The organism is Kitasatospora sp. NPDC049285, assembly GCF_040678815.1.
In the GTDB taxonomy this organism is placed as follows: domain Bacteria; phylum Actinomycetota; class Actinomycetes; order Streptomycetales; family Streptomycetaceae; genus Kitasatospora.
In genome coordinates, this window is sequence record NZ_JBFAQR010000020.1 from 68693 (window position 1) to 91363 (window position 22671).

The 22671-nt window shown below is 72.9% G+C and carries 13 protein-coding genes; 8 read left to right on the forward strand and 5 right to left on the reverse strand.

The features are described 5' to 3' along the window. The first annotated feature begins 198 nt into the window (after window positions 1-198). The gene (locus AB0K51_RS15770; RefSeq protein ID WP_363454749.1) at window positions 199-573 is read left to right on the forward strand and encodes a hypothetical protein; all 375 of its coding nucleotides are present in this window, start codon (window positions 199-201) and stop codon (window positions 571-573) included. A 29-nt stretch (window positions 574-602) separates the two neighbouring features. On the opposite strand, the gene ligA is transcribed toward AB0K51_RS15770, so the two are convergent. Both ligA and AB0K51_RS15780 read right to left on the reverse strand, forming a co-directional pair. Next, entirely contained in the window at window positions 603-2639 is a 2037-nt protein-coding gene (gene ligA / locus AB0K51_RS15775) for an NAD-dependent DNA ligase LigA (protein WP_363454752.1), read from the reverse strand. A 128-nt stretch (window positions 2640-2767) separates the two neighbouring features. Continuing rightward, the gene (locus AB0K51_RS15780) at window positions 2768-4192 is read right to left on the reverse strand and encodes a helix-turn-helix transcriptional regulator (protein ID WP_363454755.1); all 1425 of its coding nucleotides are present in this window, start codon (window positions 4190-4192) and stop codon (window positions 2768-2770) included. 240 nt (window positions 4193-4432) lie between these two features. On the opposite strand from AB0K51_RS15780, the gene AB0K51_RS15785 reads away from it, so the two are divergent. Next, entirely contained in the window at window positions 4433-7624 is a 3192-nt protein-coding gene (locus AB0K51_RS15785; RefSeq protein WP_363454757.1) for a M28 family peptidase, read from the forward strand. Between the two features lie 96 nt (window positions 7625-7720). Here the strand turns inward: AB0K51_RS15785 and AB0K51_RS15790 are convergent, their stop codons facing one another. After that, a complete protein-coding gene (locus AB0K51_RS15790; protein ID WP_363454844.1) occupies window positions 7721-8920 on the reverse strand; it encodes an ABC transporter substrate-binding protein in 1200 nt (399 codons plus the stop codon). On the opposite strand from AB0K51_RS15790, the gene AB0K51_RS15795 reads away from it, so the two are divergent. The 4 genes from AB0K51_RS15795 (at window position 8859) to AB0K51_RS15810 (ending at window position 15358) form a co-directional block, all read left to right on the forward strand. After that, window positions 8859-8996: a hypothetical protein gene (locus AB0K51_RS15795; protein WP_363454857.1), complete on the forward strand. Its 138-nt coding sequence runs from the start codon at window positions 8859-8861 to the stop codon at window positions 8994-8996. The two genes, AB0K51_RS15790 and AB0K51_RS15795, sit on opposite strands and share 62 nt — an antisense overlap. Window positions 8997-9363: 367 nt before the next feature. Then, window positions 9364-12447, forward strand: a complete 3084-nt coding sequence (locus AB0K51_RS15800) for an amino acid adenylation domain-containing protein (protein ID WP_363454760.1) — start codon at window positions 9364-9366, stop codon at window positions 12445-12447. Continuing rightward, window positions 12440-13669 (forward strand): cytochrome P450, encoded by a 1230-nt coding sequence (locus AB0K51_RS15805; RefSeq protein ID WP_363454763.1) that lies wholly within the window; start codon window positions 12440-12442, stop codon window positions 13667-13669. The genes AB0K51_RS15800 and AB0K51_RS15805 overlap by 8 nt, the downstream gene beginning before the upstream one ends. A 243-nt stretch (window positions 13670-13912) precedes the next feature. Next, the gene (locus AB0K51_RS15810; RefSeq protein ID WP_363454846.1) at window positions 13913-15358 is read left to right on the forward strand and encodes a CehA/McbA family metallohydrolase; all 1446 of its coding nucleotides are present in this window, start codon (window positions 13913-13915) and stop codon (window positions 15356-15358) included. 52 nt (window positions 15359-15410) lie between these two features. Here the strand turns inward: AB0K51_RS15810 and AB0K51_RS15815 are convergent, their stop codons facing one another. After that, a complete protein-coding gene (locus AB0K51_RS15815) occupies window positions 15411-15845 on the reverse strand; it encodes an SsgA family sporulation/cell division regulator (protein ID WP_363454766.1) in 435 nt (144 codons plus the stop codon). Window positions 15846-16170: 325 nt separating this feature from the next. Here AB0K51_RS15815 and AB0K51_RS15820 point away from each other — a divergent pair, with 325 nt between their 5' ends. Then, a complete protein-coding gene (locus tag AB0K51_RS15820; RefSeq protein ID WP_363454768.1) occupies window positions 16171-17421 on the forward strand; it encodes a helix-turn-helix domain-containing protein in 1251 nt (416 codons plus the stop codon). A 214-nt stretch (window positions 17422-17635) separates the two neighbouring features. Here the strand turns inward: AB0K51_RS15820 and AB0K51_RS15825 are convergent, their stop codons facing one another. Then, complete coding sequence (locus AB0K51_RS15825) at window positions 17636-18871, reverse strand: serine hydrolase domain-containing protein (RefSeq protein WP_363454771.1); 1236 nt, start codon at window positions 18869-18871, stop codon at window positions 17636-17638. A 288-nt stretch (window positions 18872-19159) separates the two neighbouring features. Here AB0K51_RS15825 and AB0K51_RS15830 point away from each other — a divergent pair, with 288 nt between their 5' ends. Continuing rightward, entirely contained in the window at window positions 19160-22600 is a 3441-nt protein-coding gene (locus tag AB0K51_RS15830; protein WP_363454774.1) for a carbohydrate binding domain-containing protein, read from the forward strand. The last annotated feature ends 71 nt before the right edge of the window (window positions 22601-22671 follow it).

The window sequence follows — 22671 nt, forward strand, 5'->3', positions numbered from 1 at the left end:
CGTGCCCGCGGGCGTGGATGATGCGATCCGGCGGCCGGCGGAACCTCTCCTGGCGTGCGACGCCGCCGACCACCAGCGCGGTCCCGGTGTCCGCGAAGACGTAGTCGTACGTGAGGCCGCCATCCGACCACCACTCCCGCCGCTTCACCGGCCGGACCAGGAGTTGAGCCCTCCGGGCCGGCTCGACATACTCCCCGAATGACCAACACTGGGACCGAGGCCGCACAGCAGGGGTGGGACGGACCCTGGTACCGCGTCCGAACGGATCGGTTCGAGGCGTCGTTCCTGCCCAGCGCCGGCGAGCCTCTGGACGGCATCTGCAACGTCGACGTCGAGGTCCGGCTGACAGCGGACGGCTCACGCTGGAGCGCGACCGTGTTCACCCTTGCCGAGGTCGAACGCCTCATGGAGAGGTGGTCCCGCACCGGGGAGGCACTGGGCGGCCGCTACTTCTGGTGCTCCGATGGCCTCATCGTTCGGGATCCCGGCATCGACAGCATGACCCAGGTGCTGGTCGGCTTCCTCGACGACGGCGACTTCACACAGGTTCTCCAGCGGCTTGATGACGAATGACCGTCCGACCCTCATTCTGAAACGATCAGTCAGTCCGCGTCCGCCGTGAGGCCGACCAGGGCGGCGAAGTCGTCGGGGGAGAGGATGCGGATGCCGAGCTCCTCGGCCTTGGCGCGCTTGGAGCCGGCCTTCTCACCCGCGACCAGGAGCGTGGTGCGCTTGGAGACGGAGGAGGAGGCCTTGCCGCCGGCGCTCTCGATGAGCTCGTTCACCTCGTTGCGGGAGAGGGCGGCCAGCGGGCCGGTCATGCTGCCGGTGACGACGACCGACTCGCCCGCCAGCGGGCCGGTCGCCGCCGCGGCTTCGGCGGGGCCGGCGGCGGGGGCCTCGGGGGCGGTGACGGCGATGCCCACGCGTTGAGCGGCGAGGCGGTCCAACAGGTCGCTCAGCTCGGCGAGTTCGGCGACGACGACGCGGGCCTTCTCGGCACCGATGCCGTCCACCTCGGCGAGGGTGTCGGCGTCCGCGGCGCGGATCGCCGCCATCGAGCCGAAGTGCGCGGCGATGCGGCGCGACATGGTGCGGCCGGTGCCGCGGACGCCGAGGGCGCAGAAGACCCGGCCCAGCGGCTGGTTGCGGGCGGTCTCGATGGCGGCGAGCAGGTTGTCGGCGCTGGTGTCGCCCATCCGCTCCAGGGTGAGGAGTTGATCGCGGGTCAGGGTGAAGAGGTCGGCCAGGTCGCGGACCAGTCCGGCCTCGACGAGCTGCACGGCGCGGGTCCCGCCGAGGCCCTCGATGTCGAGCTGGTCGCGGCCCGCCGCGTAGATCACCGAGGCGACGGCCTGGCAGTTGCGGCCGCGCGCGCAGCGCCAGCGCTGCTCGCCGGTGTCGATCGCGTCGCCGCAGCGCGGGCACGACTCCGGGAAGACGATGGGGAGTTCCGCGCCGGTGCGCTGGTCGACCAGCGGCGCTTCGACGCGCGGGATGACGTCGCCCGCCCGGTGGACGAAGACCTGGTCGCCGAGCATCAGGCCGCGCCGTTCGATGTCCGCCGGGTTGTGGAGCGTGGCGTAGGTGACGGTGACGCCGTCGATGACGACCGGTTCGAGGACGGCGCGCGGGGCGATGATCCCGGTCCGGCCGACGTTCCACTCGATCGCCAGCAGGCGGGTGACCTTGTGCTCGGCGGCGAGCTTGCGGGCCACCGCCCAGCGCGGCGCCCGCGATCCGGAGCCGGAGTCCCGCTGGTCGGCGGCGGCGTCGGCCTTCACCACCACGCCGTCGATCCCGAACGGGAGCGCCGCGCGCAGCGCCGCGATCTCCTCGACCCGCTGCTGCACCTCCTCGACGGTGGCGCAGCGCAGCGGCCGGGCGTCGGTGCCGGCGGCGGTGTTCGCGCCGAGCACCGCGAGGCGGTCGAGCAGCTCGCTGTGGGCGAGGGCGTCGTCCGCGCCGACGGCGCCGTAGGCGAAGAAGGTCAGCTCGATGCGGTACGGGCGGTCCTTGGCGCGCAGGGTGCCGGCCGCGCCGCTGCGGGGGTGGGCGAACGGCGGCGCCTCGTGGGCGATGCGGATCCGGTTGGCCTCCTCGAACTGCTCGTGGGTGAGCAGGACTTCACCGCGCAGTTCGACGTCGACCGGCTCGGTGAGCACGCTCGGCAGGCCGAGGACGGCTTCTGCGGCGTGGGTGATGTCCTCGCCGGCCAAGCCGTCGCCGCGGGTGAGCAGTTGCTGGAGCCGCCCGGCCCGGTAGCGGGCGGCGACGGCGAGGCCGTCGAGCTTGGGCTCGACGCACCAGCCGTCGACCGGCCGGCCGAGCCGCCGGGCCAGGCCGTCCGCCCAGTCGGCGAGCTCCTCGCCGGAGAAGACGTTGTCCAACGACAGCATCGGCACGCTGTGCGGCACGTCGCCGGTGACGGCGCCGCCCGCGACCTTCCCGGTCGGCGACTGGGGCAGCACCTCGTCCGGGTGCGCCTCCTCGTACGCGGCGATCGCCCGGACCAGCGCGTCGTACTCGTCGTCGCCGAGCGGCGTCGTGCCGTCGCCGTAGTAGGTGGCGGCGGCCCGGACGGCGTCGGCAACGGCAGCGGCGTAGTCGCCGGGGGAGAGCAGCGCGTCGTTGATCATGTGCATCATCATGGCGAACCGCACTGACACTCGACCGGGCGGCTCGCGGGTGCGGCCGCGGCGGGTGTGAGCGCGAGCCGCCGGCGGGCGTGCCCCGGGGCCGGTGCCCGGTTGGTGGGCACCGGGGGTCAGGGTGCCGCGCCGAGGTGGAGTGCGGTCTCGGCCAGGTCGTCGCCCCAGCCGCGGGCGCCGGCCGGCAGGCGGGAGCGCAGGCCGCGCAGCTCGTGCCGGACGAGTGCGGGGAGGGTCCCGCCGTCGGTCGCCAGCAGCGGGGAGAGCACGGCCAGCGCGGTGCGGGGGTCGCCCGCGCACAGGTGGCAGTCGGCGATCCGGACGGTCAACATCGCCCGGGTGGAGGGGAGTCGACCGCCTCCCAGCAGGTCCAGCGCGGACTCGGCGGCGGCCAGGGCGAGCCGGGCGAAGCGGGTCTCGCCGGAGCGCGCCGCGACGTCGCGCAGGGCCGCCGCCGCGCCGGACTCGACGCGCAGCCGGAGCGAGGCCGGGGTCAGCCAGGGGACGTCCGAGTCGATGCCGGTGTCGGCCGCGTCGAGGTGGTCGAGGTGCATGCGGGCCCGGCCGACGTGCCGTACGGTCGCGCGGACGTCGCCCGCGAGGGCGTCGGCCCGGGCCTCGCCGAGCTGCGACAGCGTGCCCGACCAGTGCCGGCCCGGGGCGGCGCGGCGCATCTCGCGCGCGTAGTCGGCGGACGCGGCCGGGTCGCCGTCCAGCAGCCCGAGCACCGCCATGTCGCTGAGCGCGGCCACCTGCGTGATGGCGTCGTCGGCCAACTCGGCCCAGCCCAGCGCCCGGTCGAAGCAGGCCATCGCGGTCGCCGCCCGCCCGCCGTGCAGGCGCAGCGCGCCCGCCGCGTGGGCGTACTCCGCGGCCAGGCGGGCCAGCACGCGGCGCTGCCGCCCGGGCGCCCGCGCCAGCCGGGCCACGATCGCCCGCAACGTTCCCTCGACGACCGCTCCCGGTGACGGACCGTCGGGCGACGTGACCTCCGCCGAAGCGTTCTGCCGGGCGGCGGCCCGCAGTTGGGCCGCCAGCACCGCCGCCAGGGCGTGCACCGTCTCGGTGTCCAGGGGTCCGCGCGGCTCGCCGCAGAAGACCGCGTGCAAGGCCACCGCCGTTGCGGGGGTGGGCAGTTCGCAGCCGGACGCGCCGTGCAGCGGGCAGAGCAGGTCGTACTCGGGCAGCCGTGACGGGCCGTCGTCCGCCGCCGGGGCGGGCAGTGCCGCGGCGAATCCGGCCGGGCCGGGCTCGGGGGACCGCGCCAGCGGCGGACGCAGCAGCTGCGCGGGCACGGCCGGCCCGCCGTCCGAGCGCTCGGCGCGTCCGCAGGAGCGCTCCAACTCTCCGCCGGTCTCCAGCAGTTCGTCGAGCCGTCGGGAGAGCCGGGGGGTGGCCCGGCGGGTTCCGTGCTCCAGTCGGCTGACCGCAGTGTGGTCGTAGCCGACGGCGGTGGCGAGCTGCGCCTGGGTCCAGCCGGCCCGCCGCCGCCAGTGCCGCAGCAGTGCCCCGAACTCCTGCCAACTCCCGCTGCCCGCCATCGTGTGGTCGCCCGGCCCGCCCGGCCGTATCGAGACCGTACCGAACGCGGGCTCACCCGTACATGGTGTGGTCTGTACCAATTCTTTGCCGACGGCGGGCGCAGCGCTTTGCCAACTCCATTCCTGATCGCGGAACTTGACGGAACGTGTCAGCCGACCCGGGCACCCGTTCGGAGCGTTGACCAGGCCATGGCGAGGGTGTGAGGGTTCCGGGCACCCCCACACCCCCGAGGAGCTCTGATGAAACGCAGACTGCTGACCGCGGGCACCACCCTGGCCGTGCTGGCCGGCCTGCTCGGCGGCACCGCGGCCCAGGCGTACGCCGCGCCCGCCCCCGTAACCCCCACCCCGCCCAACCCGCTGGCCGCGGCCGTCTCCGCTGCCGACCTGGCCGCCGCGGCCGGACTCGACGCACTGGCCAAGGGGCCCGACGAGAGCTACGAGCGACGCACCGTCACCCCGTGGCTCGGCGGCCTCTACTCGGTGTCCTACGAGCGCAGTTACCGCGGCCTGCCGGTGGTCGGCGGCGACGCCGTGGTGCTCGCCGACGGCCAGGGCAAGGTCCGCGCCGTGCAGTCCGCCGCGTCCGGTCCGGTCGGCGTCCCCACCACGCCCACCGTGACCGCGGCGGCGGCCGAACGCACCGCCCGCAGCAGGCTGGCCACCGTGGACGGCGCCGACCCGGCCCGCCTGGTGGTCCGGGTCAAGGACGGTGCGGCCAAGCTGAGTTGGGAGTCCGTCCTGACCGGCCGGACCGACCGTGCCCCCAGCCACCTGCACGTCTTCGTCGACGCCACCACCGGCGAGGTCGCCGACAGCTACGACGACGTCCGGGCCGGCACCGCCAACAGCAGGTGGAACGGGCCGGCCCCGGTCACCATCTCCACCACCGGGTCCGGGAGTTCGTACTCCCTGCGGGACCCGAACCGCCCCGGTCTGAGCTGCGCCGACTACTCGACCGGCCAGGTGTTCAGCAAGTCCACCGACTCCTGGGGCACCGGCAACCCCACCGCCAAGGAGACCGGCTGCGCCGACGTGATGTTCGCGGCGCAGAAGGAGTGGGACATGCTCCGCGACTGGCTGGGCCGCAACGGCCAAAACGGCAACGGCGGCAGCTGGCCGGTCAAGGTCGGCCTGAGCGATGTCAACGCGTACTGGGACGGCTCGTCGGTCTCGATCGGCCACAACAACGCCAACGAGTGGATCGCCTCGATCGACGTGGTCGGCCACGAGTTCGGCCACGGCATCGACCAGTACACCCCGGGCGGCGCCAACAACGAGGCGGGCCTGGGCGAGGGCACCGGGGACATCATGGGCGCGCTCACCGAGGCGTACGCCAACGAGCCCGCGCCGTACGACAGTCCGGACTACACCGTCGGCGAGATGATCAACCTGGTCGGGTCGGGCCCGATCCGGATCATGTACAACCCCTCGCAGATCAGCGGCAACCCGAACTGCTACTCCTCCTCCATTCCCAACACCGAGGAGCACGCGGCGGCCGGCCCGCTCAACCACTGGTTCTACCTGCTCGCCGAGGGCTCCAACCCGGGCGGCGGCAAGCCCACCAGCCCGACCTGCAACAGCAGCAGCGTCACCGGCCTCGGCATCCGCGACGCCGGCCGGGTCTTCTACGGCGGCATGCTGCTCAAGACCAGCGGCATGACGTACAAGAAGTACCGCACCGCCACCCTGACCGCGGCCAAGAACCTCGACCCGAGCTGCACCTTCTTCACCCGGGCCAAGGCCGCCTGGGACGCCGTCAGCGTCCCCGCCCAGAGCGGCGACCCGACCTGCACCCCGTCCGGCAGCAACGACTACTCGCTGGCGCTGAGCCCGTCCGCCGGCACCGTCCAGCCGGGCGCCTCCACCACCGCGACGGTCGGCACCGCCGTCACCTCCGGCACCGCGCAGGCCATCTCACTGACCGTCAGCGGCGCCCCGACCGGCACCACCGCGCAGGTCAGCCCGTCGAGCGTGCAGGCCGGCGGCTCCGCCAGCCTGACCGTCGCCGTCGGCGCGGCCACCCCCGCCGGCACCTACACGCTGACCGTCACCGGCACCGGATCGGCCACCCACACCGCCCAGTACCAGCTCACCGTGAGCGGCGGCGGCAACCCCGGCGGCCCGGCGCCCGACATCGACGTCGCCAAGGTCCAGGCCCACCTGACCCAGCTCAACACCGTCGCCAGCCAGAACGGCGGCACCCGCCGGGCCGGCAGCGCCGGGTACACCCAGTCGGTGGCGTACGTGAAGGGCAAGCTCCAGGCGGCCGGCTACACCGTGACCGAGCAGACCTGCACCAGCTGCACCTACGCCTCCAGCAACCTGATCGCCGACTGGCCCGGCGGACCGTCCGACCAGGTCACCATGTTCGGCGCGCACCTCGACAGCGTCGCCGCCGGACCGGGCATCAACGACAACGGCTCCGGCTCGGCCACCCTGCTGGAGAACGCCCTGGTGCTCGCCCAGCAGAACCCGACCATGAGCCGGCACGTCCGCTTCGCCTGGTGGACCGGCGAGGAACAGGGCCTGCAGGGCTCGCAGTTCTACGTCGGCCAGCTCGGCTCCGCCCAGCGCAGCGCGATCAAGGGCTACTACAACTTCGACATGGTCGGCTCGCCGAACGCCGGCTACTTCATCAACAACCTCACCTCCACCGCCGCCGCGCCGCTGAAGGCGTACTGGGACTCGCTCAACCTGCAACCCGAGGAGAACGTCGAGGGCCAGGGCCGCTCCGACGACTACTCCTTCCAGCAGGCCGGCATCCCCACCTCCGGCTACGCCGCGGGCGCCGACGCCACCAAGACGTCCGCGCAGGCGACCAAGTGGGGCGGCACCGCGAACCGCGCCTACGACTCCTGCTACCACCAGTCCTGCGACACCAGCGCCAACATCAACGCCACCGCCCTGAACCGCAGCGCGGACGGCGTGGCCAGCGCGATCTGGACCACCTCGGTCACCACGACCACGCCCGGCAACGACTTCAGCCTCGTGCTGAACCCCGCCACCGGCACCGTCCAGGCCGGCTCCACCACCACCGCGACGGTCGGCACCGCCACCACCAGCGGCAGCGCCCAGTCCGTCACCCTCACCACGACCGGCGCCCCCACCGGCGCCACCGTCACGGTCTCCCCGTCCACCGTCACCAGCGGCGCCACCGCCACCCTGACCATCGCCACCGGCAGCACCACCCCGGCCGGCACCTACACCATCACCGTCACCGGCGCCGGAAGCAGCGCCACCCACACCACCGGCTACACCCTGGTGGTCAACGGCGGAGGCGGCGGCACCACCACCTGGGCCGCCGGCGTCACCTACAAGGCCGGCGACCTCGTCACCTACAACGGCGTCACCTACCGCTGCATCCAGGGCCACACCGCCCAGACCGGCTGGGAGCCGCCCATCGTCCCCGCCCTCTGGCAACAGATCTGACCCACCCGCACGGAACGTGCCGCGGCCCGGTATGGGGACGGACCGCGGCACACCGGCATGCCCGGGAGTTCTCAGTCCGGTCGGCCAACGGGGGTGCTACTGCGGCGGCTTACGGCCCGTCAGTGCCCAGCGGACGTCGACGAAGCCGCGCTGCTGCTCGGCCAGGCGACCGCCCTTCACCTGCTGGAAGGTGACCCAGGTGTTGACCAGGCGCGGGGACTCGGCGCTCGGCAGCATGTCGGTGAGGCCCCAGGTGAGCGGGGGCGTGACGCCGCCGACGTCCATGGTGTCCTCGCCGTCCAGCTGGTCGCGCAGGGTCTTCGCGGTGACTGGCTTCCCGGCCGAGCGCAGCCTCAACTCGGCCTGGAAGAACACCTGGTAGGCCACCCAGGTGGTCTGCACGGCGAGGTCGGACGGCTGGATGCCGGCATCGGACGCCGCCTGGTCCTTCACGGTGGTGCGCAGGTCGTCCCAGGCCGCGGCGGACTCCGGCGGGTACCAGCCGGTGACGTACGCGTCGGCCAGCGGACCGCTCGCGCCGCCCGTCGCGTCGACCACCGACTGCTCCACGGAGCCGGCGATCGAGGCCAGCCGGGTGCGCTTGGGGTTCAGCGCCCGGTAGGCGGTGAGCAGCGGCTTGGTCTGGTCGGGGCCGAGCGCGGCGATCACGCAGTTCCCGGTGGCGTCGTCGCCGAGCGCACGCTTGGAGAGCGCCGCGAAGTCCGCCTTGTTCTCGGGTGCCTTGACGTCGACGGCGGTGATGCCGGCGGGCTTCAGCGCGGCCGAGAGGTAGCGCGCCATGGTGTCCCCGGCGGGGGTGTCGGGGCGGATCAGCGCCACCGACTTGCACCCGGCCTCCACCAGCTGCCGTCCGCTGCCGGCCACCAGCGCCGGGGTCCCGCCCGCCACCGGGTACGACAGCGGGCTGCTGAACTCCGGCCCCGACAGCCCGTACCCGCCCAGGTACGGGATCCCCGCGCTCTCCAGCACCGGCATGAACGCGTCCGCGTGCTGGCTGTACGAGCCGATCACCGCGACCACGTGCGCGTCCACCGCCTGCCGGGCGCAAGCCGTCGCCCCGTCCGCCGAGTTGTGGTCGTTGCAGGTGAGGACCTTGAGCTTGTGCCCGGCGAGGGTGTCCTTGGCGTTGGTCTCCCGCGCGATCGCCGCCGCGAGCGCCGTCACCCCAGGCCGGTCCGTCCCCCCGGTCCCCGACGGACTCCACGTCATCACCGTGTACCCGTCCCCATCCGCCCCGGCAGCGGCCCCGCCGCACCCGGCCACCGCCAGCAGCACCAGCACGCCCGCCGCGGCCGACACCGTCCGCCTGATCATCTCCGCGCCCTTCCCCGACCCGACCAATGTTGTCTAGCCAAGTTGTCCAGGCGAACGCACAGGCAGCCACCGGAAGAACAGCGGAAGTCCTACGTCGGAACAGCGTCACCCGACCCCAGTTCCGGCCGGGCAGCGGCAGGGGCCCACGGAGCCGACGCGCGGATTCAGATTATCCGTCAGTTACCGTCTGTGTCAGTGGAGTTGGTGGAGGGCGCCGGGGGAACACGGCACTTTCTGCGGTGTGGCGGCGGGCCCGACCTGCTAGCGTGCCGACAGTTGGCTGCCGGAGTCCAGAGACTCTCAGTTGGCAGTCCTGTCACGCTAGTTGTGCTCGTCCTGCGATGGCGCGGCCTGCACCTTCCGCCGCGATCCAGCCCGGGACCGACGAGAGGTGGGGGGCCACCATGACCGTGGACGGCGAACTGAGGAGATTGCCGGCCGGGCGACATCCGCACCGGCAGGCACTGGTCGAACTCTTCGCGGCACAGCTGCGCCGCGCACCCGACCGACCGGCCGTGTCGGGTCCCGACGGGACCACCAGTTATGCGGAACTCGGTGCCCTGGCCGAGCAGTTCGCCCGCGGACTGGGCAGGCTGGGAATCGCCCCGGGGGCGGTGGTCGGCCTGGTCGGCAGGCGAGGCACCGACGCCTGTGCGGCGATGCTCGGCAGCGTCCACGCCGGGGTTGCCTACCTGCCGTTGGACGCCCGGCTGCCCGCCGAGCGGCTGGCCCTGATGGTGGCCGACAGTGCGGCCGCGGCCGTGGTGGCGCTGCCCGGCGGCGGTCCGGTGCCGGCCGAACTGGGCGAGCGGGTCCGGGTGCTGGAGCTGTCCGAGGTGCTGGCGGCCGGTCTGGCGGCGGGCGATGCGCCGCTGCCGACACCGGATCCGGACCGCCCCGCCTACGTGATGTTCACCTCCGGCACCACCGGGCGACCCAAGGGCCTGGCGCTGCCGCAGCGCGGGGTGGCCCGGCTGACCGTCGACAACGGATTCCTCGCCTTCCGGCCCGAGGACCGGGTGCTGCACGCGGGGTCGCTCTCCTTCGACTTCTCGATCCTGGAGATCTGGGGAGCGCTGCTGAACGGCGCCTGCCTGGTCCCCGTGGACTCCGCCGTCCTGCTCTCGCCGCCCGCCCTGCAGGGGTTCCTGGCCCGGCACCGGATCACCGCGGCCTTCCTGACCACCGGGGTGTTCCACCAACTGGCGCAGGAACGGCCGCAGGTGTTCGCCGGGCTGCGGGTGGTGGCCACCGGCGGCGAGGCGCTGCAACCCGACGCGGTCCGCCGGGTACTCGAACTCGGCCGGCCGCAGCACCTGTTGAACGCCTACGGGCCGACCGAGGTGACCTGCATGGCGACCTGCCAGGAGCTCACCGAGCTGCCCGAGGACGCCACCTCGGTGCCGATCGGACACCCGATCGCCGACACCCGCTGCCACGTGCTCGGCCCGGACGACCGGCCGGTGCCGCCGGGCGAGGAGGGCGAACTCTGCGTCGCCGGCGGCGGACTGGCCGAGGGCTACCTCAACGCGCCCCGGGAGAGCGCCGAACGCTTCACCACACTGCCGCTCGGCCCCGGCGGCGCCCCCGAACGCGTCTACCGCACCGGCGACGTCGTCACCCGGGACGCCCACGGGCGGCTGGAGTTCCGCGGTCGGCGGGACGACCAGGTGAAGGTGCGCGGGTTCCGCATCGAGCCCGGCGAGATCCGGCTCGCGCTGGTCGCCCACCCGGGCGTGACCGACGCCGCGGTGCTGCCGCGCGAGGACGGGGTGAGCCGCTACCTGACCGCCTACGCCGCCACCGGCGGACGGCCGGGGCGGGTCCCCACCGGCCAGGAGCTGCTGGCCCACCTGCGCGAGCGGCTGCCGGCCTTCATGGTCCCGGCCACCGTCACGGTGCTGGACCGGCTGCCGCTGACCACCGCCGGGAAGCTGGACCGGGCCGCGCTGCCGCAGCCGTCGCCGGCCGGCCCGGCGGGTGGTCCGGCGGACGGCGACGCGCCGACCGACGGCTCCCCGGCCGCCGAGGTCGGCGCGGCCTGGGCCGAGCTGCTGCCGGCCGGGCAGGAGGAGGACTTCTTCGAGGCCGGCGGCAACTCGCTGCTCGCCGTGCAACTGGTGGCCCGGGTGCAGCAGCGCCTGGAGCTGGACGACGAGGCCAACTTCGAGCTGATCACCCACCTGCTCGAGCAGCCCACCCGGTCGGCCTTCACCACCGCCGTCGAACAGGCCCGGGCCGCCGGTCCCGGCACCGGCCCGGCCGACCGCTGGCGTCCGGACACCTCCTGGGAGGTCCCGGCGGCCGGCACCGCGCAGCCGCGGCCGAACTGGCGCGACCCGCGGCACGTGCTGCTCACCGGCGCCACCGGCTACCTGGGCGCCTGGCTGCTGCGCGAACTGCTGGCCCGCACCGACGCCCGGGTGCACACCCTGGTCCGGGCCCGCGACGTCGAGCACGCCCGGGAGCGGCTGGCCGGCGCCCAGCAGCGCTACGGCAGCCTGGCCGCGCTGCCCGCCGACCGGGTGCACCCGGTGCTCGGCGACCTGGCCCGCCCCCGGCTGGGCCTGGCCGACCGGGACTGGGGCGAGCTGGCGGCCACCGTGGACGTGGTCCACCACTGCGGCGCGGAGGTCAACTTCCTCTACCCGTACGAGAAGCTGCGGGCCGCCAACGTGCACGGCACCCAGGAGGTGCTGCGACTGGCGGCCGGCCGGTCGGTGCCGGTCCACTACGTCTCCACCCTGGCCGTGGTGCACGGCATGGGCGCGGCCGGGCTGAGGCGGGTGACCGAGCGGACCCCGCTGGATCACGTGGAACTGCTCGGCATGGGCTACCCGGAGAGCAAGTGGGTGGCCGAGGAGGTGGTGCGGGCCGCCGGACGGGCCGGGCTGCCCGTCGCGGTGCACCGCCCGCACGAGATATCCGGCGACACCGTGCACCACGTGTGGAACAGCGGGGCCGCGGTCTGCGAGCTGTTCCGGGTGATCGCCGAACTGGAGCTGGCGCCCGATCTGGACTTCGCCCTCAACCTGGTACCGGTCGACTTCGTCGCCGCCGCCATCGTCAGGCTGGCCCGGCAGGTGCCCGCCACCGGTCAGAGCTACCACCTGGGCAACTCGCGGGAGGCGCTGCTGGGCGAGGTGGTGGAGCGGCTCCGCGCGCACGGCCACCGGATCGCCACGGTGCCGTTCGAGGAGTGGACCGCGGCCGTCGCCGCGCACCTGACGGACCGTCCGGGCCACCCGTTCGCCCCGATCCTGCCCTCCTTCACCCGCACCGGGCCGGGCGGGTTCACCGCGATGGACCTGTTCCGGGCGAGCATCAGCCCCGAGCTGGACCGCTCCAACGCGCTCGCCGGGCTGGCCGGCAGCGGCATCGACTGCCCGCCGGCCGACGCCCGGTTGCTGGACGGGTACATCCGTTACTTCCACGCCAGCGGCTTCCTCACCGAGCCCGCGCTCACCGCCGGAGGCCTCGATGGCTGAGCTCCTGACCGCCGTTCCCGACCTGTCCGACCCGCGCGCCTTCCACCCGGCCGCGCCGTACGCCGCGCTGGCCGAACTGCGCCGCCGCGACGGACTCCACTTCCAGCCGCGCACCGGCGCCCCCGGCTTCTGGTCGGTCACCCGCTACCGCGACCTGGACGCGGTCTTCCGTGACGCCACCGGGTTCAGCGCCGAGTCCGGGATGACCCTGGACTCGGCGCTGGGCGAACGCGACCCGGCGGCGGGTCTGATGGTCGAGATCTCCGACCCGCCCGCGCACACCCGGCTGCGTCGGCTGCTCAGCGGCGGCCTGAACAAGTCCATCGCCCGGGCGATGACCGAGCAGCTGCGCGAGCTGGTCGCCCAGCGGGTCGGGCAGGCGGTCCGGGACGGCGAGTGCGAGATCGTCTCCACCGTCAGCGCGGTGGTGCCGGCCGCGGCCACCGGGCTGCTGCTCGGGCTTCCGGAGCGGGAGTGGGCCAAGCTCGCCGACCGGGCCGGCCGGGCGATCACCGGCTCGCTGTCCGCCGACGACCCGCGGGCCGGCGACCTGGCAGCCCGCCGCGCCGCCACCGCCACCGCCAACGGCCAGCTGCTGATGCACCTGGCCGGCCTGCTGGACCACGCCGAGCTGGCCCCGGACGGACTGATCCGCCGCCTGCTCGACGCCGAGGTGGACGGGGACCGGCTGAGCCGCGAGGAGGTGCTGGTGAACTGCCTCAACCTGGCGGTGGCCGGCAACGAGACCACCAAGAACGCGGTCACCGGCGGCCTGGTGGCCTTCGCCGAGCACCCCGACCAGTGGGACCTGCTGCGCCGGCGGCCGGAGTTGCTGGACAGCGCGGTGGAGGAGGTACTGCGCTGGGTGACCCCGACCCAGCACTTCGTGCGCACCGTGCTGGAGCCCCGGGTGGTCGGCGGCACCGCGCTGGAGCCTGGCGAGCTGATCTGCCTGTGGATCACCTCGGCCAACCGGGACGAGGAGGTGTTCGACCGTCCCCAGGACTTCCGGATCGACCGCAGCCCCAACCTGCACTACTCGTTCACCAGCGGCAAGCACTTCTGCCTGGGCGCCCCCCTGGCCCGGACGGAGATCCGGCTGGTCTTCGAAGCGCTGCTGGCCCGGGTGGCCCGGATCGAGCTGCTCGGCCCGCCGCAGCGCCGGGCCACCACGCTGATCAACTGCTACGTGAGCCAGCACCTGGTCCTGCACCAGGACTGACCGGCCGTGGCGTGCAAGCGCAGCGGGGCGTCGGGGCCTTCACCGATCCGGCGCACGGTGGTGGGGTCGTGGGCACCCGGGGTTCATCGCGCGGGGTAGGGGGCCGGGCGGACGTGTTCTTGTGGACCTGTCGATCGGGAGACCATTGTGACCAGTGATCAGCAGCCCAGCCGTCGGGTCGTGTTGCGGAGCGGGATCGCCACCGGGGCGGTCGCCGCGGTGGGGCTCGGTGGGGGAGAGGCGGTGGCGGAGGGGGTGCCGGCGGATCGGGTGGTCACGTTGACCGGTCATCTGCCCACGGGCGCAGCGGACTTCGTGTACTTGCCGGTGGAGGTGCCGAAGGGCGTGCGGGAGATCGCCGTCTCGTACAGCTACGACAAGCCGGCGGTGCCGGCGGGTACGCCGGGGAACTCGTGCGACATCGGGATCTTCGACGAACGGGGGACGGAACTCGGCGGGGAGGGGTTCCGCGGCTGGTCGGGCGGGTTCCGGACGGCGTTCAGCATCGCGCGGGACCAGGCGACGCCCGGGTACCTGCCCGGGCCGGTCAACGCCGGGACGTGGCACGTGGTGCTCGGCCCCTACCAGGTCGCGCCGCAGGGCCTGGACTACAGCGTGCAGGTCACCCTCCGGTTCGGCGCGCCGGGCCCGGCATTCACGCCGAGCTACCCGGCGGAGCGGGCCAAGGGCCGCGGCCGGGCCTGGTACCGCGGCGACTGCCACCTGCACACCGTGCACTCCGACGGCCGCCGCCTGCCGGAGGAGGTGGCCGCGGGCGCCCGGGCCGCCGGGCTGGACTTCATCGTGTCGACGGACCACAACACCAGCTCCTCGCACGGGGTGTGGGGCCCGCTGGCCGGACCCGACCTGCTGATCGTCACCGGTGAGGAGATCACCACCCGCAACGGACACTGGCTGGCGCTCGGCCTGGAGCCCGGGCAGTTCGTCGACTGGCGCTACCGCTCGCGGGACGACCAGTTCCCGCGCTTCGCCCGCCAGGTGCACCGCGCCGGCGGCCTGGTGGTGCCCGCGCACCCGTACTGCCCGTACGTGGCCTGCCAGTGGAAGTTCGGCTACGACGACGCCGACGCCGTCGAGGTGTGGAACGGCCCCTGGACGTACGACGACGAGTCGACCGTCGACACCTGGGACGGGCGGCTGGCGGTCGCGCTGCGCGAGAACCGCAGGTGGCTGCCGGCAATGGGCAACAGCGACGCGCACAGCGTGCCGCAGGTGATCGGCTCGCCGCACAACGTCGTGTACGCGGAGGACCTGACCCGGGACGCGGTGCTCGCCGGCCTGCGCGCCGGGCGCAGCTGGCTGGCCGAATCGTCCTCCGTGCAACTGGAGTTGACCGCGACCGGGCACGGGCGGCAGGTCGGGATCGGCGAGGAGCTGAGCGTCCCGGCGGATGCGCCGGTGGACGTGCGGCTGACGGTCTCCGGGGTGCCGGGCGGCACGGTGCGGCTGATCACCGACGAGGGCCAGATGCACCAGGAGTCGCTGCCCGCCGACGGCACCGGGACGGTGGTGTGGCGCACCACCGCCTCGCTCGCCGCGTACGTCCGGGCCGAGGTGCGCCACCCGAAGGCGGACGGCGCGCCGGGCAAGGGCAACGCGATGGGCCCAGACCTGCCGTGGGGCCCGATGGCCGCGCTCACCAACCCGATCGTCCTGCGGACGCGCTAACGGCAGCGGACGAGCCTACCGGCGGTTCCCGGAGCGCAACGGGAGCCGCCGGTCAGCGGCCTGACGGTCCGTCACCGGCGAAGAGGGTGTCCAGGGCGCGGTCGACCCGGTCGCGTACGGTCTCGCTGCCGGGCGGGACCAGGCGCAGGGTCCGGTGCAGCCACGGTGCGAGGGCGGCGGCGGGGGCCTGGAGGAAGGCGTCGCCGCCGGGGGAGCAGAGCATCAGGGTGACCACACGGCGGCCGGCCGAGGTGGTGGGCCAGATCCGGACGTCGCCGAAGCCGGTCGGCCGGAGCAGGCCCTGGACCAGGAGGTCGCGGGCGAAGAACCAGCCGACCGGCTGGGCCGAGTCGACGTGGAAGGAGACGTGCAGGGCGTAGGGGTCGTCGGCGGAGTAGACCAGCCGGGCCGGGAGGGGGAAGAACTCCTCGGGGGACAGCAGCAGTTCCATCACCAGGTCGAGGCGCAGCTCGGCGGGGCTCTCCATCGCGGTGTCTCTCCACTCGGTCCGCCGCGGCGGTTCCGGGCGGCTCTGCGCAGGAGGGTAGGGCCGCCCGGAGTGCGCGGCGGCGCCGTTGACCACCGATGCCACCAACGCTGTCGCCACGGACAGCCGGGCACCGCCCCGGCCTGTCGGGCCGGACAAACGCGTCCCCCGACCGCCGGACACGGCGTCAACCGGACCGGCACCGCTCACTCGTGGAACGTCCGTACGGCGCAGGCGGGCGCGGGCGCGATCACGGCGCGGAGCCGACGGGCGGGCAGGTCGGCGCGGTCACGTCCACCCGGTACGTGCTGCCTAGGCTCGCCGCATGGGCACCCCACGGACCGCACCGCACCCCGACCGGCCAGTGGACGAGGCACCGCGGTCTGACTCGGCCGGGCGGCTGGCCGCGCACCTGCTGGCGCGCCTCGCGTCGCTGACCGAGGAAACGGTCCGGCGGATCCGCGAGAGCATGAGCGTGTACCGCTCCGCCGGGCCGCTGCCCGCCGGGGACCTCGCCGAGTCGGTGCGCAGCAACATCGAGTTCACGCTGCGCCGGCTGGCCCGCGAGGACGCGCCGTGCCTGGACGCGCCGCGCCGCACCGGCCGGCTGCGCGCCGAGCAGGGCGTGCCGCTGGCGACCGTGCAGTCGGCGTTCCGGGTCGGCTTCGCCCACCTGTGGGAGACCATGGCCGCCGAGGCGCTGCGCCACGGGCTGGCCTCCGACGCGGAGTTGGTGCAGATGGCCACCGACGTCTGGCGGTTCAACGAGGAGTCGACCACCGCCATGATGAACTCCTTCACCGCGACCGCGGCGCAGCTGATGGTCCGCCGCGACCAGGAGCGCTCCGCCCTGGTGGACGTGGTGCTGCGCGGCGGCATGGGCAACCCCGGCTCGGTGCTGGAGGCCGCCGACATGCTCACCCTCCCGTACGACGGCACCTTCGCGGTGGTGGTCGCCCACGCGCCGGGTCTCGCCCGGCAGGCGCTGCCGGACATCGAACCCACGCTGCGGGAGCAGGACATGGGCTCGGCCTGGCGGCTGACCCCGGACGCGCACATCGGCATCGTCTCGATGCGGGCCGCCGGGGCGATCGACCTGCTGGTGGACACGCTGCGCCGGCAGACCGTCCGCCGGGCCGGGGTCAGCCCCTGCTACACCCGGCTGGACCAGACGCCGCAGGCGCTGCACCTGGCCCAGGTGGCGCTCGCGAGTTCGGCCCGGCCGGAGGAGACGGTGACCCTGTTCGACGCCAATCCGCTGCCGATGCTGGTGGCGAGCGCGCCGTCCACCGCGTCCCGGATCGGCAACCAGGTGCTCGGCCCGCTGCTGGACCTGCCCGCCAACCAGCGGGACCAGCTGCTCACCACCATGTCGACCTTCTTCACGGTGGACGGCTCCGCCGACAAGGCCGCCAAGCTGCTGTTCTGCCACCCGAACACGATCCGCTACCGGCTGCGCCGGATCGAGCAGCTCTCCGGCCGCTCGTTCGAACGCCGGCTGGACTCCGCGGAGTTGTACATCGCATTGCAGGCCGTCCTGCACCTGCCGGACGTGGTGCGCGACCCGCTGGAGTGACGCCGCGTCAACTCCCGTGGTGGGAGGAGTCGTTCGAGAGCCTCCGCGGCGGCTTCGGCGCGTGGCTCGCCGCCGCGGGTGGCGTCGTAGGCGCGGGCCTCCTGGTCGTAGTCGATCACGTGTCCCCCCGGGTGTGCGGCTGCCTCGGGCGGAGCGTAGCGGGTGGGTCGGCCGGCCGGGGGCGGGGAGTGGGGAGTGGAGAGCGGCCTGTGGGTCAGCCGAAGTCGGGGATGGGGTGGTCGGGTTCGAGGGCGGCGGCGATCCGCTGGGTGATCACGTGGGCGTTGTGGGTGGCGGGGGCGTTCGGGCCGTTGGTGGTGGAGACCGCGATGGCCAGGTGGTCGCAGGGGAGGTAGGCCTGGGCGGCGGAGTAGCCGAAGAACAGCGGGTGTTGGGCGATCCAGTCGCCGAGGACGACGACGCCCATGCCGTAGTGGGTGGCCTCGCTGTTGTGCAGGCAGATGTCCGCCGGGCAGCGGTCGGTGGCGTGGCCGAGGCCGACCGTGCCCGGGTCGAGCAGTTGCCGGTAGCCGGCGGGGGAGAGTAGTTCGCCGGAGCCGATCCCGGAGGCGGACCGGGCCAGGTCGCAGATGTCGGTGGTCTGGACGGCGCCGGGGGCGGTGGTCCAGGACGGGTTCCAGAAGGTGGACTCCTCGTACGTGCCGCGTTCGGCGGTGAACGCGTGCAGGACGGGGGTGGGGATGTCCGGGGTGAAGCTGTTGCTGGTCTCGGTCAGGCCGAGCGGGCCCAGCACCTTCTGCTGGAGCAGCACCTCCAGCGGAGTGTGGGTGATCTTCTCCAGGGCGGCGCCGAGCAGGACGAAGTTGGCGTGCGAGTAGCTCCAGTTGGTGCCCGGGTCGTACAGCAGGTCCTGGCGCAGCGAGATGTCGAGCAGCTCGTCGGCCGTCCACTGGCGGAACGGGTTCGCGTAGACGGACGGTCCGAAGTTCGGGTCCTTGACGTAGTCGATCAGCCCGGTGGTGGAGTTGCCGAGCATCCGCAGGGTGAACCGGTCGCCCCAGCCGTGCGGGAGGTCGGGCAGCCAGCGGCCGACGGTGTCGTCGAGGTCGACCACCCCCTCGTCGGCCAGCCGCAGCAGTGCGGTGCCCATGTAGGCGATCGCGATGTTGCCGTTGCGGAAGTGCATGTCGGGCTCGGCCGGGACGGCGGTCATCGACTCGCCGAGGGCGGCGGTGGTGATCTCCTGGCCGTCGCGGGTGACCCGCAGGATCACGGACTTGAGGTCGAACTCCTCCTTGGCCTGCTCGGCGATCCGGCGGATCTCGGCGGCCGGACCGCTCCCGGGGACCGGGGAGCTGACGCAGTGTCGGCGGTGGGCGTGGGCGTCGTCGCCCGGCGCGCCGGTGGCGGTGCCGACCGGGGCGCCGACGGTGAGGAGGGCGACGACGGCGCAGAGGCGCAGCAGGGTGTTCGGCCGAGAGGGTCTCATGGCCGCAGTATCGGCCGGTCCCTGACGGTCCCTCAGACACGCCCGGGCGGCGCGCAGGGAAGGTCACCCGTCAGGCGGGGGGGTTGACGTGTTGCGGAAATTTCTTGCGTACGGTGTCCGGACTTCGCCCGATGAATGCGCTATCCGGCGGCGTCATGAAGTCTTTACAGGCCGGTCATGGCTCAGTAATCTCCCTGGAAGTTCTTGCAGCTTCTTGCGCAAACTCCCCCACCCACTTCTGCCGCGAGGCAGTCCCCACCGCCCGCGGCCTGACCGAGGGACACTCCCTTGACCAGAAGAGCTCGGCACCGGCGGCGCCCCATCGCCGCCGTCCTGACAGCCGTCACGGCGCTCACCGCCGGACTGCTGACGACCACTCAACTCGGCCTCTCCGCAGGCGCGGTGACCGCGACCACGGCGGCGAGCAGCAACACCGCCACCGTCTTCTACTACACCAAGACCCGCAACTGGTCGACGTACAACCTGCATTGGGCGCCCGATGGGGGCAGCTGGACGACCGTCCCCGGCACCGCGATGGAGCCCGCCTGCACGGACTGGGTGAAGAGGACCGTGGACCTCGGCACCGCCACCGGTCTGCAGGCGACCTTCAACAACGGCACGGGCACCTGGGACAACAACGGCGGGAAGAACTACGCCCTGGGCACCGGCACCGTGGTGGTCAAGGACGGTGTGGTCGCCCACAGCGATCCGTGCGGCACCGACAACGGCGGTACCGCGTCGCCGAGTCCGAGCCCGAGCGCGTCGACTGGTGCGGCCGGGACGACGGTCTACTACTACACCAGGACCCGCAACTGGTCGGCCTACGACCTGCACTACGCCCCCAACGGCGGGACGTGGACCACGGTGCCCGGCGTGGCGATGGCCGCGGCCTGCACGGACTGGGTGAAGAGGACCGTGGACCTCGGCACCGCCACCGGCCTGCAGGCGACCTTCAACAACGGCACGGGCACCTGGGACAACAACGGCGGAAAGAACTACGCGCTCGGCACCGGGACGGTGACGGTGAAGGACGGGGTGATCGACGCCACCGACCCCTGCGGCACCACCGCCAGCCCGAGCCCGAGCCCGTCCGCGTCCGCCAGCGTGAGCCCGAGCGCCAGCCCGAGCCCGTCCGCGTCGGCCAGCCCCAGCACCAGCCCTAGTCCGTCCGGGAACAGCGCCACGGTCTTCTACTCGACCGCCGTGGTGGGGTGGAGCATCGTCAACCTGCACTACGCGCCGGCCGGCGGGGCGTGGACGGCGGTGCCGGGCGTCGGCATGACGCTCGCCTGCCCGGGCTGGTACAAGCGGACCGTCCCGCTCGGCAGCGCCGCGACGATGGCCGCCACGTTCAACAACGGCAACGGCACCTGGGACAACAACAACGGCGCCAACTACGTCGTCCCGGCGGGCTTGAGCACCGTGCAGAACGGCAGGGTCACCGCCAACGCGGCCGACCCGTGCGCCGCGGTGGTGCCGGACACCACCGCGCCGAGCGTGCCCGGCTCGGTGAACGCCAGTGCCACCGACACCTCGATCGTGCTGACCTGGGAGCCGTCCACCGACGACACCGGGGTGACGGGCTATCAGGTCACCCGCAGCGGCGGCACCAAGGGCAGCTCGGTGATCAACGTCGGCTCGACGGTGTACTCGGACAGCGGGCTGGAGGCGCGCACCGTCTACACGTACACGGTGAAGGCGCTGGACGCGGCCGGCAACGTGTCCGCCGCCTCCGCCGCCGCGGTCGCCACCACCGGTGACGCCCCGCCGGCCGCCAAGCCCGGCGAGATGATCGGCACCGACCCGCGCAAGGACCCGATCTACTTCGTGCTCACCGCCCGCTTCTACGACGGCGACACCTCCAACGACCGCGGCGGCAACCAGGACGTGAAGTCCGGCAACGCCGCCAACAACGACCCGATGTTCCGCAGCGACTTCAAGGGCCTGGTGCAGAAGCTCGACTACATCAAGGGCCTCGGCTTCTCGGCGGTCTGGATCACCCCGGTGGTGCTCAACCGCTCCGACTACGACTACCACGGCTACCACGGCTGGGACTTCTACCAGGTCGACCCGCGCCTTGAGTCGGCTGGCGCCTCGTACCAGGACCTGATCAACGCCGCGCACGCCAAGGGCATCAAGATCTACCAGGACGTGGTCTACAACCACAGCTCCCGGTGGGGCGCGAAGGGCCTGTTCGTGCCGACCGTGTACGGCGTCCGGGACGCGCAGTGGTCCTGGTACTACGACGAGAAGCAGCCCGGCTTCGAGTACGACGGCCTGACCGTCGAGCCGAAGAGCGGCAAGTCGTACTACAACGGCGACCTGTGGTCGACCACCCAGCCGTCCGGCCAGACCTGCGTCGGCTGGGGCAACCCCACCCAGTACAAGAGCCCCGAGGGCTACACCATCTACAACTGCCAGTGGCCGAGCCCGACGTCGGGCATGTTCCCGGCTCGCTACTTTCATAGCTGCTGGATCGGGAACTGGGAGGGCGAGGACTCGCGCTCCTGCTGGCTGGCCGACGACCTGGCGGACTTCAACACCGAGAACGCCGAGGTGCAGAACTACCTGATCGGCGCGTACGACAAGTACATCGACATGGGCGTGGACGGCTTCCGGGTCGACACCGCCGTGCACATCCCGCGGGTCACCTGGAACCGCCGGTTCCTGCCCGCGATCCAGCAGCGCGTCACCCAGGACTGGGGGCCGACGAAGGGTCAGAACTTCTTCGTCTTCGGCGAGGTCGCCGCGTTCGTCAACGACAAGTGGAACCGCGGCTCGGTCAACCACTCCGCGCAGTTCTACACCTGGAAGGAGCGCAAGGACTACACCGCCGACGACGTGCAGGCCGCGCTCGACCAGTACACCTACGAGGAGCAGCTCGGCACCGGCAACCAGCCGACGTCCACCAACGCGTTCCTGAACGGCAACGCCTACCACGCGCCCGACCACTCGAAGTTCTCCGGCATGAACATCATCGACATGCGGATGCACATGAACTTCGGTGACGCGCACAACGCCTTCAGCAACGGCAAGGACTCCGACGACTCCACCAACGACGCCACCTACAACGTGGTGTACGTGGACAGCCACGACTACGGGCCGAACAAGTCGTCCGTCCGCTACACCGGGGGCACCGACGCCTGGGCCGAGAACATGGCGTTGATGTGGACCTTCCGCGGCATCCCGACGCTGTACTACGGCTCGGAGATCGAGTTCCAGGCCGGGAAGACCATCGACTGCGGGCCGTCCTGCCCGCTGGCCACCACCGGTCGCGCCTACTACGGCGACCACGTCGAAGGCACCGTCGTCGCCTCCGACTTCTCCGTGGTCTCCGGCGCGAGCGGCCCCGTCGCCACCACGCTGCAGCAGCCGCTGGTCCAGCAGGTGCAGCGGCTCAACCAGATCCGGCGGGCGATCCCGGCGCTCCAGATGGGCCAGTACTCCACCGAGGGGGTGAACGGCGGCATGGCCTTCAAGCGCCGCTACACCGACGCCGCGAGCGGCGTCGACTCCTTCGCGCTGGTCACCGTCACCGACGCGGCCGCGTTCACCGGCATCCCCAACGGCACCTACCGGGACGCGGTTTCGGGCGACGTGCGGACGGTCACCGACGGCACGCTGTCCATCGCCGCACCCGGCAAGGGCAACCTGCGGGTCTACGTCCTCGATCTCCCGGGCAACCCCGCGCCCGGGAAGATCGGGACAGCAGGTCCGTACCTGAAGTAGTTTTTCTTCTCCAGCGGTCGGCGGGCGCGCTCAGGGGGCGGGCCCGCCGACCCCTGCTAGCGTGTGGTTCC

Coding starts and splice junctions, on each gene's coding strand:
- AB0K51_RS15815 (WP_363454766.1), bottom strand. CDS start 15,845: ATGGAGAGCCCCGCCGAGCTGCGCCTCGACCTGGTGATGGAACTGCTG.
- AB0K51_RS15785 (WP_363454757.1), top strand. CDS start 4,433: ATGAAACGCAGACTGCTGACCGCGGGCACCACCCTGGCCGTGCTGGCC.
- AB0K51_RS15800 (WP_363454760.1), top strand. CDS start 9,364: ATGACCGTGGACGGCGAACTGAGGAGATTGCCGGCCGGGCGACATCCG.
- AB0K51_RS15805 (WP_363454763.1), top strand. CDS start 12,440: ATGGCTGAGCTCCTGACCGCCGTTCCCGACCTGTCCGACCCGCGCGCC.
- ligA (WP_363454752.1), bottom strand. CDS start 2,639: ATGATCAACGACGCGCTGCTCTCCCCCGGCGACTACGCCGCTGCCGTT.
- AB0K51_RS15780 (WP_363454755.1), bottom strand. CDS start 4,192: ATGGCGGGCAGCGGGAGTTGGCAGGAGTTCGGGGCACTGCTGCGGCAC.
- AB0K51_RS15820 (WP_363454768.1), top strand. CDS start 16,171: ATGGGCACCCCACGGACCGCACCGCACCCCGACCGGCCAGTGGACGAG.
- AB0K51_RS15825 (WP_363454771.1), bottom strand. CDS start 18,871: ATGAGACCCTCTCGGCCGAACACCCTGCTGCGCCTCTGCGCCGTCGTC.
- AB0K51_RS15770 (WP_363454749.1), top strand. CDS start 199: ATGACCAACACTGGGACCGAGGCCGCACAGCAGGGGTGGGACGGACCC.